This is a genomic window from Pseudoalteromonas sp. MSK9-3, assembly GCF_003590335.1.
In the GTDB taxonomy this organism is placed as follows: domain Bacteria; phylum Pseudomonadota; class Gammaproteobacteria; order Enterobacterales; family Alteromonadaceae; genus Pseudoalteromonas.
Window position 1 is genome coordinate 89,884 of the sequence record NZ_MIET01000024.1, and the last position, 14,845, is coordinate 104,728.

Below are 14,845 nucleotides of genomic sequence, written 5' to 3' on the forward strand. Positions count from 1 at the left end.
AAAAACCACTCTGAGAGTGGTTTTTTTATAGGAAATGTATCGGTTATAGTAGTTTTTTTAGTTTATATAACATCGCATGAGCCTCTCTTGGTGACAGTTCATCTGGGTCCAGTGATTGAATAGAAAGCTCAAGTTCAGACGGTTCGCTGGTTAGTACGAGGGTTTGCTGTGCTGGTGCGGTTGACTCCACGACGCTTTGATGATTTTCTAACATCGTGAGCTTCTGCTTCGCCACTTTCAACACGTCTTTTGGCACACCTGCCAGGCCTGCGACTTGTAAGCCAAAGCTTTTACTCGCTGCACCATCAAGAACGGTATGCTTAAACGCAATGGTGTCGTTGTGCTCTACCGCATCGAGGTGTACGTTGACCAAGCCATTTTGCTGTTCTGCTAATTCCGTGAGCTCAAAATAATGGGTGGCAAATAAAGTCTTTGCATTAATCTTACGGGATAAATAATCTGCGGTTGCATAGGCAAGAGACAAACCATCATAGGTACTGGTACCGCGACCTATTTCATCCATTAAAACTAAGGATTGATGCGATGCATTGTTTAAAATGGTCGCAGTTTCTGTCATTTCAACCATGAATGTTGAGCGGCCTGACGCCAAATCGTCACTGGCACCAATTCGTGTAAAAATACGGTCAACTTGTCCGAGTGTTGCATGACTTGCAGGCACGTAGCTTCCTATGTGCGCCATTAGCACAATCAAAGCAGTTTGGCGCATATAAGTTGATTTACCGCCCATGTTAGGCCCTGTTATCACCAACATTTTCCGTTGTGGACTTAAATGGACAGGGTTTGCTATAAACGGATCTTTACTAACTTGCTCAACAACTGGGTGACGTCCGGCTTCAATACAAATTTCGTCAGACTCAGTTAAAAGAGGTCTACAATAGTCAAGCGTTTGTGCGCGCTCAGCCAATGTATTAAGTACATCTAAGTCAGCAAGTGCAGCGGCCATAATTTGCAGTTGTTCTAAATAAGGCGCAATAAACTCAAAGAGTTGTTCATACAACTGTTTCTCTAGTGCCAGTGCTTTGCTTTGGCTACCGAGTACTTTGTCTTCATGCTCTTTGAGCTCAGGGATAATATAACGCTCATTATTTTTCAGTGTTTGCCTGCGGATGTACTCCACAGGGACTAAGTGTGAATTTGCGCGGCTGACTTCTATATAAAAGCCATGGACTTTGTTATAGCCGATTTTTAATGTATTGATTCCTGTGCGTTCGCGCTCGCGTTCTTCTAGTTGATCTAGTATGTCTGTGGCACCTTGGCTGAGTGAACGCCACTCATCTAGGTCGGCATTATAGCCAGTTGCTATCACGCCACCATCACGAATTAATACCGGGGGGTTATCGATGATCGCACGTTCTAGTAAATCTTGTAGCCTTGGTAAAGGGGTCGATTGTTGGCATATTTGCGTAATGCGAGCATCGTTACAATCAGATAAAATGGTATGTAATGGCGCAAGAGCCTGTAAGGCTGAGCGTAAACGTGTTAAATCTCGTGGTCGCGCATTACACAGTGCGAGTCTGGCAACAACACGTTCTACATCACCAATGTGTTTTAACGCATCATAAACTTCGATACTCAGTTGTGACTCGATTAAGCTGGTAATGGCAGATAAACGAGCATTGAGTTCTGAACGGTTACGGATAGGCGTATGGATACGTCTTTTTAATAACCGAGATCCCATTGGTGTCGAGGTTTTATCAAGTACTTGCGCAAGTGTATTATCAATGCTGCCTGATAAATTGACGGTTAATTCTAAGTTTTTACGCGTTGCCGCATCGAGGATGACCGCATGCTCGTTTTTTTCTAACGTAATAGCCCGAATATGTGGCAGTGCAGTACGTTGTGTGTCTTTAATATATTGCATAACACACCCCGCCGCGATAAGTGCCGTGTGTGCTTGCTCTACCCCAAAGCCTATTAAGTCTTTGGTGTTAAATTGTTGGCATAGCAAATGTTTAGCGGTATCTAAGTCAAATTCCCACTCTGGGCGGCGTCGACACCCTTTAATTTGTTCAATTAAATACAAGTTTTGAAAAGACTCTGGATAGAGTAGCTCAGCAGGTTGCAACCTTTGTAATGTTGAGCTCAATGCTTCATCTGTCTGTAGTTCAACAATATTAAAGCTACCAGAATTGATATCTAAATAAGCAAGCCCGTAATGACCTTGTTTATTTTGCCAAATACTGGCGAGTAAATTGTCTTGGCGTTCTTGTAAAAGTGCTTCATCTGTGACGGTTCCAGGCGTAACAATACGTACGACTTTACGCTCTACTGGGCCCTTACTTGTTGCTGGGTCGCCAATTTGCTCACATAAAGCAACCGATTCACCCATTTGCACTAAACGAGCCAAGTAATTCTCAACGGCATGATAAGGTACACCCGCCATAGGAATTGGCGCACCACCGGCTTTACCGCGATGTGTTTGAGAAATATCTAGCAGCTGCGCGGCACGAATTGCGTCATCAAAAAATAGTTCGTAAAAATCGCCCATTCGATAGAATAATAAAATATCTTGATGTTCGACTTTGATCCTAAGATATTGCTGCATCATAGGTGTTTGTTGTTTTATAGTATGTTCAGAATATAAATCTATCGACATGCATCTACCTAAAAGGGTGAATATGGAGCTACAACAAGAGATCACGGCCCTCGCTGCACAATTGGGTGCTATTTTAACGGATAAACGTCTGACAATCACTACCGCTGAATCATGTACTGGTGGAGGTATTAGTTTTGCGCTCACCGATACACCAGGGAGCTCTGCGTACGTAGACCGTTGTTTTGTGACCTATAGTAATCAATCAAAGCATGAATTGTTAGGAGTACCCCTCTCGGTCTTAGCACAATATGGCGCGGTCAGTGAGCAAACAGTGCGTGAAATGGCCCAAGGTGCAGCACATAATGCAAAAGCAGATATAGCGATTGCTGTTTCAGGTGTTGCGGGCCCGGGCGGTGGCAGTGCAGAAAAGCCGGTCGGGTTGGTCTGGTTTGCATTTTATATTTCAGGGGAACTTGAAGTAAAAAAATGTATCTTTTCGGGTGATAGAGCTCAGGTTAGAATGCAAGTCATTGCTTTTGCAATAGATATTATAATTAATAAATTTAAATAGAAAATATGCTTGATACTGTGATTCCATACAGTATACTTACTCGCATTACGCAAGATTGGAGAAGCAAATGAACGATAATAAACAAAAAGCACTTGATGCTGCATTGTCACAAATTGAACGTCAATTTGGTAAAGGTTCAATTATGAAGTTAGGTGATAGCCAAGCTTTAGATATTGAAGCTATCTCAACCGGTTCACTAGGGATAGATATTGCTTTGGGTATAGGTGGTTTACCAACAGGACGTATTGTTGAAATTTATGGTCCTGAATCATCTGGTAAAACAACGCTTACTCTTCAAGTTATTGCTGAAGCACAAAAGAAAGGCAAAACATGTGCCTTTGTTGATGCCGAGCATGCGCTAGATCCAGTCTATGCAGAAAAACTCGGTGTAAATGTTGATGATTTATTAGTATCGCAACCAGATACAGGTGAGCAGGCACTTGAGATTTGTGACATGTTGGTGCGTTCAGGCGCAGTCGATGTTGTGATTGTCGACTCTGTTGCTGCTCTCACGCCAAAAGCTGAAATTGAAGGTGACATGGGTGATCACCATGTTGGTTTACAAGCTCGCTTGATGTCACAGGCATTACGTAAATTAACAGGTAACATCAAACGTTCTAATACTTTGTGTATTTTCATTAACCAAATCCGTATGAAAATTGGTGTGATGTTTGGTAACCCAGAAACGACGACTGGTGGTAATGCATTAAAGTTCTACTCGTCTGTACGTATTGATATTCGCCGTATCGGGTCTGTAAAAGATGGTGATGAGGTTGTGGGTAACGAGACGCGCGTTAAAATTGTTAAAAACAAAGTTGCACCACCGTTTAAGCAAGCTGAGTTCATCATTATGTATGGACAAGGTATTTCTAAACATGGCGAATTGATTGACTTAGGTGTTAAACACAAGTTGGTTGAAAAAGCCGGTGCTTGGTACAGCTATAAAGGCAGTAAAGTCGGGCAAGGTAAGTCTAATTCAATTAAATTCTTGAAAGACAACCCTGAAATCGCGAATGAAATTGAAGGTCAATTACGCGAAATGTTATTACTGCAAGCCACGATTAAACCAGAAGACGGTGAGGATCAAGGTCTTGCTGCGGCAGATGCTGAAGCATAATAATTATTAGCATGCTTTGAAAAACCCAGTTATTCACTGGGTTTTTTTATGGGCAAAATTTATGAATTGATATAAAACATGAGTTGTACGGCGCATCATGTGCTTTGTATTGAGTATGCTGAGTTAGATTTTATTGGCTAAAGTGGTAATGGCAAGCATGGCTCAATATGTAATGAAAGTTATCACTCACATTCACTTGGTGGATAGTATATAGAAAAAGCGGCGCTAATGGCCGCTTAAAGTGTTCACTTAATATTAGCTAGGGCGTAATAATAAGTACTGGAAGTTGTATCGATTTTCTTAGAACGCGTATTTTGCTGAGAACTGTAAACGGTTGATATCTCCTTCTAAACCGCTTTGTGTTTCACGAGTACCCACTTTGTACTCGGCACCAAAAGTCAGCTTTTTAACCGGTGAGTAAAGTAAGTTTGCACTGTAGCTCATACTCGACTCTGTCGGGTCGCCAGAGATCGGTAGTAGGTTCGTGTCATTGTCGGCAGAAAAGAATGAATATAAGAATGTTGAGCGAAACTGGGTGTTCCAGTGGTGCTGATAGCCAATAAAGCCAGATGTTGAATCGATAGCATGTAACTCATTACCATCATATACACCTCCGTTGGCAACATTTAAGCCTACATAACGGCCAAGACCTTTACCTTGTGTCAGCATAAACTTTAGGTTGTTCTTACCAAAGTTAACTCTACCTGATGCACTAATACCAAACGATGTTTCACTCTCATCGGCTGCCCCTGTTTTATAGGTTAGCTGACGAGCTAGTGCACTGACGACCACATTTCCCCAATCACCTTTATGGGTATAACGCGCTGTAAAGTCGGGCATACTTGCGTCATCTGTTACAACTCGACCTTGCTGCGCGGTTGTGATTGTACTTTCTGGGTTTTCAGCAGAAAAAGACCAATTACCCACGGCATATTTGACCATTGCTTGACGTACGAACACAGTACCTTCACCAGGTCCAACAAAATCTAATGTTTCAGGCAATGCACCGACATTTTGAAAATTTGACCATGCTTGACCAAATAGCCATCCTTTATAGGTGATAAACGCCTGTCTTAGACGTGGTGAATACGAGTTACTAACTCGTTCATTACCACCGCCTGTGACAATAAAGTCTAACTCGATTTTTGTTTTGATATCACTGCCATCAGCTAGTTTAGTAGCCGTCGAAAAGTTAAACCGTGATTGACGTGCGTGCATGTCAAACACAGCATCTTCAGAACTGCTTGCCGATACTGGCGTGGTGCCCGGAACGTAAAAATCCCGACCTATATGGGAGCTAGGCAGTGTGCCATCAGAGAAGTCACTCCACATAGCATCTAACTTGACGTACCCACCATAATTCACTTTAGTGTTACCTATCTCGGCAGCGTAATTTGGAGCACTTAAGGCAGCTGAAATAGCAATTGCTGTAAGGGTTTTTGTTGCGAAATATTTTATTGTCATAATTTTTGTTCCTTATAGCCACGTTGAATAGGCAACGACTATTGAAGTAGAGTTCATCATCACTTTTGATTAAGCGTGATTTTTACTCAATTACCTATTGGTCTATGAGACTAAGGTGGCACGAATGAGAAGTTGGGAGGGATTATATTGATATTGGGGACAATGTATATCATGTAAAATTATGTTATTTCATGCTTTTATGATGTTAATTATCTGATTGTGCTGTTTAATTCAACAAAAATGCTACTTGCTCAAAATTACAACTCTTTTCGAGCTATATACAACTAAGGTCTAATACTCTCCTGTGCGCAGCTGAGTGATCCTTGATGAAAGCCTATCGGCAAGTAATTTACCATGGAGATGACTATGTCACAGAGCATTTATCCTGTTCCTGAAAAAATCAAGAACGCCGCACTTATTGATAATGACCAATACAACGAAATGTATAAGCAATCGATAGAGGATCCGCACGGTTTTTGGGCTGAGCATGGACAGCGACTAGACTGGTCGACACCTTACACCAAAGTAAAGAACACGTCTTTTGATAAAGGTCATATTGATATCAAGTGGTTCGAAGATGGACAGCTAAACGCCTCTTTCAACTGTATTGACCGTCATTTAGCTGACAAAGCTGATAAGGTCGCGCTGATCTGGGAAGGCGACAACCCAGAACATGGTGAAAATATTACTTATCAACAGCTACATGATGAAGTGGCCAAGCTTGCAAATGGTTTAAAAAAGTTAGGTGTTGAAAAAGGCGATCGCGTAGCGATATATATGCCAATGACACCACAAGCGGTATATGCGATGCAAGCTTGTGCACGAGTAGGGGCAGTGCACTCTGTGGTATTTGGTGGTTTCTCTCCATCAGCGATTGCAGACCGGATCAAAGATTCTGGTGCAAAAGTAGTCATTACCTCAGATGAAGGACGCCGTGGAGGCAATGCTGTTCCATTAAAAGCAAATGTTGATGAAGCTGTTGCACAAGAGAGTGTTACCAGTGTAGAGCATGTAATTGTACATCAACTAACAGGGGGGGAAGTCGAGTGGAACGCACATGATATATGGTGGCATGATCTGGTCAACGACTTGCCAGCGACATGCGAACCAACCCCCATGAATGCTGAAGATCCTTTGTTTATACTATATACTTCGGGCTCTACGGGTCAGCCTAAAGGCGTTGTTCATACAACTGGGGGCTATTTAGTTTATTCATCAATGACCCATGAATATGTTTTCGACCTAAAAGCTGAGGATGTCTATTGGTGTAGTGCGGATGTGGGTTGGATAACAGGCCACAGTTATATCGCATATGGTCCGCTTGTTAATGGGTGTACTCAAGTTATATTTGAAGGCGTGCCTACCTATCCGACAGCAGGTCGTATGGGTGAAATAGTTGATAAACATAACGTCACTATTTTATATACGGCACCAACGGCTATTCGTGCACTTATGGCCAAAGGCGATGAACCTACTGCAACATCAAATCGCTCAAGCTTAAGAGTTTTGGGCTCAGTGGGTGAACCCATTAACCCTGAAGCATGGACTTGGTATTACGAAAGCATTGGTAATAGTACATGCCCAATCGTAGATACTTGGTGGCAAACTGAGACCGGTGGCATCATGATCACACCATTGCCTGGTGCGACAGATATGAAACCAGGCTCAGCGACTCGACCTTTCTTTGGTATTGCACCAGCGCTATTTGATGCGCAAGGTGACACACTTGAAGGCGCAACGGATGGTAACTTGGTGATCCTAGATTCGTGGCCATCTCAGGCTCGTACCGTTTATGGCGATCATGAGCGTTTTGAGCAAACTTACTTCTCTGCATACCCTGGGGTTTACTTTACAGGTGATGGCTGTCGTCGTGATGAAGATGGCTATTACTGGATCACAGGACGTGTAGATGATGTACTTAATGTCTCAGGTCACCGTCTTGGTACTGCGGAAATAGAAAGTGCGCTCGTTGCACATGAAGCGGTAGCTGAAGCGGCTGTTGTGGGTTACCCTCATGAGATAAAAGGACAAGGTATTTATGTTTATGTCACGCCAAATGAAGGCATTGAGATAAGCGATGCGTTGACAAAAGAAGTCAGAAATTGGGTTCGTAAGGAATTAAGTCCCATCGCTTCGCCGGATATGATCCAATGGTCACCGGGTTTGCCTAAGACACGTTCAGGCAAAATTATGCGTCGTATTTTACGTAAGATCGCAGCAAATGAGTATCAACAGCTAGGAGATACCTCTACGTTAGCAGATCCGAGTGTGGTAGATGAATTGATTGAAAACAGGTTGAATCGTTAATATTGCGTTAAAAACTTGAATTTCATTGGATTCTAAACGTACTATATCGGCTGTCCTCTTTCAGATGACAGCCGAAATTTTAGGAGTAAAGCATGAATCAGTTTTTAATCGCGGATGATCACCCTTTATTTAGGGAGGCTTTGAAAGGCGCACTTCAAACTCAATTTGAAGGTTTAGAGGTTTTTGAGTCGGAAAACTTCGAGACAACGTTATCAGTTTTATCCTCTCAGGAAGAGTTAGATTTACTCTTGTTAGACTTACATATGCCCGGTAGTGGGGATTTGTATGGCTTGATCCGAATAAGAGAAGATTACCCCAGCTTACCTATTGTTGTTATTTCAGGCAGCGAAGACTTGGCCATCATTTCAAAAGTGATGGGTTATGGTGCCATGGGCTTTATTCCGAAAGCATCTTCATCACAGGATATTGCTCGAGCAATTGAGCACGTACTCGAAGGAGATAGTTGGTTACCCGCATCAATTAAAGACAAAGTGTCAGGGTTAGAAATAGAAGACAAAGAAGTTGCGCAACAGGTTGCCTCATTGACGCCTCAGCAGTATAAAGTACTGCGTTATTTACATGAAGGCTTATTGAATAAACAAATTGCGTTTGAGTTGCATATATCAGAAGCCACAGTAAAAGCACATATTACCGCTATCTTCAGAAAGTTAGGTGTTTATAATCGTACCCAAGCAGTATTAATAGCTTCAAAACTGCAACTTGAACCTGTTGAAGCCATGTCGTAAAAAACGTAGAGCCTGTAATTTAAATTGTGTATCTGCTTATAATTAAGCCAGTAATGGCTGAGGATAAGCAATATGGATAAGAAAGCTCTAGAAGCCTTCGCTCGCGAAGCAGCTAAGTCGATTAAGACTCCTTCTGATCTTGATGACTTTAGGAAAATGTTAACCAAGGTGACGGTTGAGACAGCCTTAAATGCTGAACTTAATGAGCACCTCGGTTACGAAAAAAACTCACCAACTAACGATAGTAACAGTCGAAATGGCTACTCATCTAAACGCCTAATTACAGACGATGGTGAGATCCAGTTAGAAGTCCCTCGTGACCGTGACGCGTCCTTTGAACCCAAGCTTGTTCGTAAACATCAAACCCGATTTCAATCGATGGACGACAAGATCTTAAGCCTATATGCCAAAGGAATGACCACCCGTGAAATCGTCGCAACATTCAAAGAAATGTACGATGCGGATATCTCCGCCAGTCTAATATCTAAAGTTACAGATGCTGTTTTAGAACAAGTGGTTGAGTGGCAATCTCGCCCGCTTGATGTGGTCTATCCCATCGTTTATCTTGATTGCATCGTCGTGAAAGTACGCCAGAATAAGCAGGTTATCAACAAAGCCATTTATCTCTCACTTGGCGTAAATATGGAAGGTCAGAAAGAACTTCTTGGGATGTGGATGTCCGAAACCGAAGGAGCGAAGTTCTGGCTTAGCGTACTCACCGAGCTTCAAAATCGAGGTGTGAATGATATCCTCATCGCGTGTGTTGATGGCCTCAAGGGCTTTCCTGATGCCATCAATGCCGTTTATCCAAAAACTCAAATTCAGCTCTGTATCGTACACATGGTGCGAAACTCAATGAAATACGTCCCATGGAAAGACTACAAGGCAATTACCACTGACTTAAAAGAAATCTATCAAGCAACAACGGAAGATGAAGCCCTGTTGGCGTTAGAGCGCTTTGGTGATAAATGGGATGAAAAGTACCCTCAAATCAGTCGCTCCTGGACGGCTCATTGGGATAATCTCAACACTCTATTTAGCTACCCTCAAGATATTCGTAAAGCTATCTACACGACAAATGCTATTGAATCTCTGAACAGTGTGATCAGAAAAGCGACCAAGAAACGTAAACTGTTCCCGACAGATGAATCCGCTAGCAAGGTGGTGTACTTAGCGATAATGGATGCTTCCAAGAGGTGGACAATGCCTATTCATCACTGGAAGCAAGCTCTAAACCGTTTTATGATTATGTTTGAAGACCGACTAACTGAATACTTGTAACCAAGAGCAGTTACACAGAATTATTTACAGGGTCAAAACGTAAGCAATGAAGTGTCATAGTCGCACTTCATTGCCAATTTTTTCAGCTAAAAACGACCGTTTTGTTGCCGTTGATAAACACTTTGTGCTCCGATGCTAATTGAAGTGCTTTGCAAAATACTGTTTTTTCGATGTCTCGTCCCATCTTTGCCATTGCTTGTGCTGTATCTGCATGACTAACCTGCGTCACATTTTGTGCAATGATTGGCCCTTCATCTAGCTCATCGTTAACAAAGTGCGCCGTTGCGCCAATGATTTTAACTCCTCTTTCAAAGGCTTGATGATAAGGCTTTGCACCAATAAACGCCGGAAGAAATGAGTGATGGATGTTGATAATTTTATTATTAAAACGGGCGACAAACTCAGGGCTAAGAATACGCATATATTTCGCTAAGCCGATGATGTCTGGTTTGTAACTTTCAACTAAGTCGCCAACAGCTTTATCATGCTCGGCTCGCGAAAGCCCTTCGTGTGAGATAAAGTGATAAGGTACGCCAAACCCTTCAACCAATGGCGCTAAGTCTGGGTAATTGGCTACTACAGCGAGTATTTCAATATTTAGTGCTTGCTCAAATTGCTTTAATAGCACTCCACCCAAGCAGTGTGCTTCTTTTGTAGCAAGTAGCACAACCTTGGTTTTTTCTTCCCCATACATGGTGACTTTTGCCCCTGAGGGCAATTGTTGGCGTAGCTGTGTTAAAAAGTTATCGCTAGGTTGCCCGGTTAATTCTGTGCGCATGAAAAAGCGTTGGCCTGCGGTATCTACAAATTCATTATTGCGTGTAATATTCAAGGTGTGTTCGAAACACAAGTTAGTTATTTTGGCGATGAGACCCACATCATCGCTACACTCTGTTGTTAAAATATAATTCATTTTTCCTCATTCCTATATGAATAATCCCCCCTCTACTTTAAAAGTAAACTCGGCATTTGGGAATGTTAATTTCTCATAGAGTGCATACTATTAATTTTTTATTTTCCAATGTTTTATATTTCTCTGTTTCTAATGCCGATGTATTAATAATGCTCTGAGCTTTGCGGGTTTTATGGGTTTAGATAAATAATGAATATTGAGTGCTTTAGCTTGGGCTTTTAGCTGGGGATCGCGCATTGCGGTGATTAAAACAGCGGGTACTTGATTTTGCCAAATTTCACGTAAGGTTTTGATTAGCGTGATGCCATCACAGTCAGCGCCGAGTTGGTAATCCATCAAAATCATATCAGGCGCTTTATTTTCTTGTGCATACGTTAAAGCCTCATTGATGTTACTGAATAATTGGTAGTTTGCTTGCCACTTATCTAATAAACTGGCCATCGCTGATAAGTTCTTAGGATCATCGTCAACCGCAATGAGTGACAACTTGCGTTTATTATCGCTGTTGCTCTGTAATAACGTTTGTTTATCGGATCTGTGTGGTGCTAAGGCTGAATCACCATAAGGAACTTCAATACTAAAACGGCTCCCTTTGTTTTGAATGGAGCGAACATCGAGTGTAACTGATAATAAATCACAGAGTCTTTTAACAACACCTAGTCCGAGCCCAACGCCTTTATTATCGTCATTCTTTACACGGTAAAAGTCATTAAAAATCTTTTTTTGCTCATACTGACTGATGCCGGCCCCTGTGTCCCACACTTCTATGCGTAAATTATGCTTACGGGCACGACAGGCTACCAGTACTTTACCTGTATCTGTGTATTTCACGGCATTTGACACTAAGTTCTGAATAATTCGGCGTAAGTAAGTAGTGTCACTGTGTACTATATGGTGGGCACTACGCACCGTCAGGATCAGCCCTTTTTCTTTTGAGAGCATTGCATACTCGTTTGCGAGTGGATTTAAAATATCGTCAATATCAAAATGGCGCGGTGAGGGCTTCATAGCCCCTTGTTCAAGTTTAGCTATATCAAGGAGTGCCGACATAAGGTGCACCGTTGAATCTAAACTATCACCCAGTTTGTTAAAGTTTCCCTGATCTTGAGGGGTTAGGACTTGCTCGTTAATAGCAGCGAGATAGAGTCTTGCTGCATTGAGTGGTTGTAAAATATCGTGACTGGCCAGTGCCAGGAAACGTGTTTTACTATCATTGGCCATTTCAGCGTCTTTTTTAGCACTAATGAGTGCCTGCTCGGTTTCAATTCTACTGGCTATTTGTGATTCTAAATCGGTGTTAATGGTTCTGATCTCTTGAGTCCGTGCTTCTATACGGTTTTCGAGGTCCATATTGATTTCTTCGAGCGCATTTTGTGTGGCGATATGCATGGTTATGTCAGAAAAGCTGGTGACAAACCCACCTTCAGGTAAGGGATTGCCTATCATTTCATATACTTGCCCATCAAGACGATGACGAATAAAGTGATGAGATGTACCATTACGCAAGTGTTGTACTCGTTTCTCCACTTGGCGCTCTATTTCACCTGGTCCACATTCGCCGCGATTTGCATTAAAGCGGATCACTTTCTCAATGGGTAAGCCAACATCAAGAAAATCTTCGGGATAATTAAACATTTCACTGTAGCGTTTATTCCAAGCAACCAGTTTTAGATCTTTATCAACAACAGAAATACCATGGCTTAAGTTTTCTAAAGAGGTATAGAGTAAATTTTGATTGAATTGCAGGGCTTGTGTTGTTTCATCAAAGAAGTTAACGACTTCTTCAAATGCCATTTGTTTGCCTGAGGCAACGGTATGAACTAAAGCTTGAGCCGATGAAGCGCCTAAAACACCGGTAAGAGAACGCTCACAATAAGCGATAAATTCAGGTGTTGGATGGGCATTATTGTCATCAATATCGTGGCTGAGTGAGTAATGTCCAAGTAATTGATTAGAGCGCTGCACGCCTAAAAAAGTTTGCAATAACACTTTAAAATCATACACGCTGGCTTTGACATTTTTGTTTAACCGTTTGGCTAATGTGGCTTGTTCTTTGGGGTTTACGAAAGCCGCGGCCTGAATTTTATCAATTAACCGTTCATGTGCAGCCAAAGAAAAGCTAATGTAGCAACAAACATTTGCACACAGAGCGATGAGTGTACCTTGAGTGATCACGCTTTGACGAAAGTCATAGCTCATCATTGCACCGGCATCGAGTACCGGAAGCATAAGAAATAATATCCAACAGACTAAACCTGCAAATAATCCAGCATATACGCCATATGCATGGCCTTTACGCCAATATAGGCCAAAAGCAATGGCGGGAAGCAGCTGTGTGACAAGAGAAAAAGCGACTAACCCCATGTTGGCCAGAGCTTCTCCATGACCAAACCATTGCTGATATAAATAGGCCAATAGTAAAATTGCAGCGATGATAAAGCGTCGAATTAATAGGATCTGAGATTTATAGTTTTTGGTTAATGGGTTATATCTAAATTTACGTTTGATAAGTAATGGCAGTACCACATCGTTTGATAGCATGGTGCTCAGCGTAAGGGTTGCAACGACGATCATGGCAGTTGCAGCAGATAGCCCACCAATAAACACAAAGGTGGTAATGATTGAATGGCCATGCATAAGAGGCAAAGCTAATACAAAGCTATCAGCAGCAACACCTAAACCAATATTTGGGTGTATTGCCGCAGTCGCAATGGGAATGATCATTGCGGCGGTTAGTAATAGGTAAAGTGGAAATGCCCAACGCGCAGTGTGCAAATGACGTCTGTCTTGATTGTCGACGACAGTGACATGAAATTGGCGAGGTAAACAGATGATCGCGGCAGCAGCCATAAGTGACTGGCCAATAAAATTAAAGTTAAAAAATTCAAAATCTTGCCAATGTGCGCTCAATGACAATAGCGTGTCTGGTTGTTTGTAGAGTGAAATGAATGCAAGCGTTGCCACTGCGGCCAGTGCCAATAGTTTAATTAATGATTCAAACGCGACGGCCAGCATTAACCCAGAACGATATTCAGTAACATCCACTTTTCGCGTGCCAAAAAAGATGGCGAATAATGCCATGATGAGTGTGCCTGTGAGCGCCAATATAGTGCCAGATACTTTTTCGTCTTGTTGTAATAATAAAAAGCTACTGCTTAATGCTTTGAGTTGTAGAGCAATATAAGGAATTGTAGCCAGTAATGCGATGAGCGTCACCATAACGGCTGTGGCTTGGCGTTTTCCGTAGCGAGCAGAAATGAAATCGGCAATGGTAGTAATGTTTTGTTTTTTGCTCACCAATACCAGCTTTCGCAAAAATCCATGGGCAAATAAGAAAAGTACAGCAGGGCCTAATAAAATAGGTAAATAATGCCAACTGCTGGTTGCGGCAGTACCCACAGAACCATAGTAAGTCCATGAGGTACAGTAAATTCCCAGAGAAAGCGCATAAACGTATGGGTGATGGCTTATTTTTAGCGCATTGGGGGTAGTTTTGTCGCCCCAATTCGCTATCCAAAACAAAATCCCGATATAACACAAGGCGACAAATGTTAAAGCTACAGTCATGGTTTTTCTTATTGTTTGCTGGTATTTCTACCATAACATATTTGTCTAATATGTCGTCATGTTGATTATGGTATTTTGTTGTTAGCCTTTTGTTTTACATGACTAATTTTGAATTTCGTGTCGTATTTTAGACTAATGTCTTATAAATAGTGTTGTAATTAAATCATCAATATGGCCGTTGACTAAAATTAATATAATCTATTGTTAAATATGGTGTTTTTTGTTTTTTATTTGAACTTAACTTCCAGTTTACGTAAACGTAACTGTTAGGTTAAGACTAAGGTCTCAATTTCATATTGCAATGACGTTGCTAAGGTAAATA

The 14,845-nt window shown here is 41.8% G+C and carries 9 protein-coding genes; 5 read left to right on the plus strand and 4 right to left on the minus strand.

Translation table 11 applies throughout. The features are described from left to right. Window positions 1–43 precede the first annotated feature (43 nt). The gene (gene mutS / locus BGP78_RS09095; protein ID WP_119861103.1) at window positions 44–2,617 is read right to left on the minus strand and encodes a DNA mismatch repair protein MutS; all 2,574 of its coding nucleotides are present in this window, start codon (window positions 2,615–2,617) and stop codon (window positions 44–46) included. Between the two features lie 22 nt (window positions 2,618–2,639). Between mutS and BGP78_RS09100 the strand changes: the two genes are divergently transcribed. Together BGP78_RS09100 and recA are read left to right on the plus strand one after the other, a co-directional pair. After that, on the plus strand, window positions 2,640–3,128 hold the full coding sequence (locus tag BGP78_RS09100; RefSeq protein WP_119861104.1) for a CinA family protein: 489 nt from the start codon (window positions 2,640–2,642) through the stop codon (window positions 3,126–3,128). A gap of 67 nt (window positions 3,129–3,195) precedes the next feature. After that, window positions 3,196–4,245: a recombinase RecA gene (gene recA / locus BGP78_RS09105; RefSeq protein WP_119861105.1), complete on the plus strand. Its 1,050-nt coding sequence runs from the start codon at window positions 3,196–3,198 to the stop codon at window positions 4,243–4,245. Between the two features lie 300 nt (window positions 4,246–4,545). Here recA and BGP78_RS09110 read toward each other — a convergent pair whose 3' ends face one another. Continuing rightward, window positions 4,546–5,709 carry a DcaP family trimeric outer membrane transporter gene (locus BGP78_RS09110; RefSeq protein WP_119861106.1) on the minus strand — a complete coding sequence of 388 codons (1,164 nt, stop codon included), beginning with the start codon at window positions 5,707–5,709 and terminating at the stop codon, window positions 4,546–4,548. A gap of 366 nt (window positions 5,710–6,075) precedes the next feature. On the opposite strand from BGP78_RS09110, the gene acs reads away from it, so the two are divergent. From acs to BGP78_RS09125, 3 genes are all read left to right on the plus strand, one after another. Further along, entirely contained in the window at window positions 6,076–8,016 is a 1,941-nt protein-coding gene (gene acs, locus BGP78_RS09115) for an acetate--CoA ligase (RefSeq protein WP_119861107.1), read from the plus strand. Window positions 8,017–8,108: 92 nt separating this feature from the next. Next, window positions 8,109–8,762, plus strand: a complete 654-nt coding sequence (locus BGP78_RS09120; RefSeq protein ID WP_119861108.1) for a response regulator transcription factor — start codon at window positions 8,109–8,111, stop codon at window positions 8,760–8,762. A 72-nt stretch (window positions 8,763–8,834) separates the two neighbouring features. Continuing rightward, the gene (locus BGP78_RS09125; RefSeq protein WP_119861109.1) at window positions 8,835–10,043 is read left to right on the plus strand and encodes an IS256 family transposase; all 1,209 of its coding nucleotides are present in this window, start codon (window positions 8,835–8,837) and stop codon (window positions 10,041–10,043) included. 82 nt (window positions 10,044–10,125) lie between these two features. On the opposite strand, the gene purU is transcribed toward BGP78_RS09125, so the two are convergent. Both purU and BGP78_RS09135 read right to left on the minus strand, forming a co-directional pair. Continuing rightward, complete coding sequence (purU, locus tag BGP78_RS09130) at window positions 10,126–10,956, minus strand: formyltetrahydrofolate deformylase (protein ID WP_119861110.1); 831 nt, start codon at window positions 10,954–10,956, stop codon at window positions 10,126–10,128. A 129-nt stretch (window positions 10,957–11,085) separates the two neighbouring features. After that, window positions 11,086–14,523 (minus strand): PAS-domain containing protein, encoded by a 3,438-nt coding sequence (locus BGP78_RS09135; protein WP_119861111.1) that lies wholly within the window; start codon window positions 14,521–14,523, stop codon window positions 11,086–11,088. Between the last annotated feature and the right edge of the window lie 322 nt (window positions 14,524–14,845).

What these genes read in the sequence shown, in the direction of transcription:
- mutS (WP_119861103.1), bottom strand. Translation starts at nt 2,617, where the DNA reads ATGTCGATAGATTTATATTCTGAACATACTATAAAACAACAAACACCT.
- BGP78_RS09100 (WP_119861104.1), top strand. Translation starts at nt 2,640, where the DNA reads ATGGAGCTACAACAAGAGATCACGGCCCTCGCTGCACAATTGGGTGCT.
- recA (WP_119861105.1), top strand. Translation starts at nt 3,196, where the DNA reads ATGAACGATAATAAACAAAAAGCACTTGATGCTGCATTGTCACAAATT.
- BGP78_RS09110 (WP_119861106.1), bottom strand. Translation starts at nt 5,709, where the DNA reads ATGACAATAAAATATTTCGCAACAAAAACCCTTACAGCAATTGCTATT.
- acs (WP_119861107.1), top strand. Translation starts at nt 6,076, where the DNA reads ATGTCACAGAGCATTTATCCTGTTCCTGAAAAAATCAAGAACGCCGCA.
- BGP78_RS09120 (WP_119861108.1), top strand. Translation starts at nt 8,109, where the DNA reads ATGAATCAGTTTTTAATCGCGGATGATCACCCTTTATTTAGGGAGGCT.
- BGP78_RS09125 (WP_119861109.1), top strand. Translation starts at nt 8,835, where the DNA reads ATGGATAAGAAAGCTCTAGAAGCCTTCGCTCGCGAAGCAGCTAAGTCG.
- purU (WP_119861110.1), bottom strand. Translation starts at nt 10,956, where the DNA reads ATGAATTATATTTTAACAACAGAGTGTAGCGATGATGTGGGTCTCATC.
- BGP78_RS09135 (WP_119861111.1), bottom strand. Translation starts at nt 14,523, where the DNA reads ATGACTGTAGCTTTAACATTTGTCGCCTTGTGTTATATCGGGATTTTG.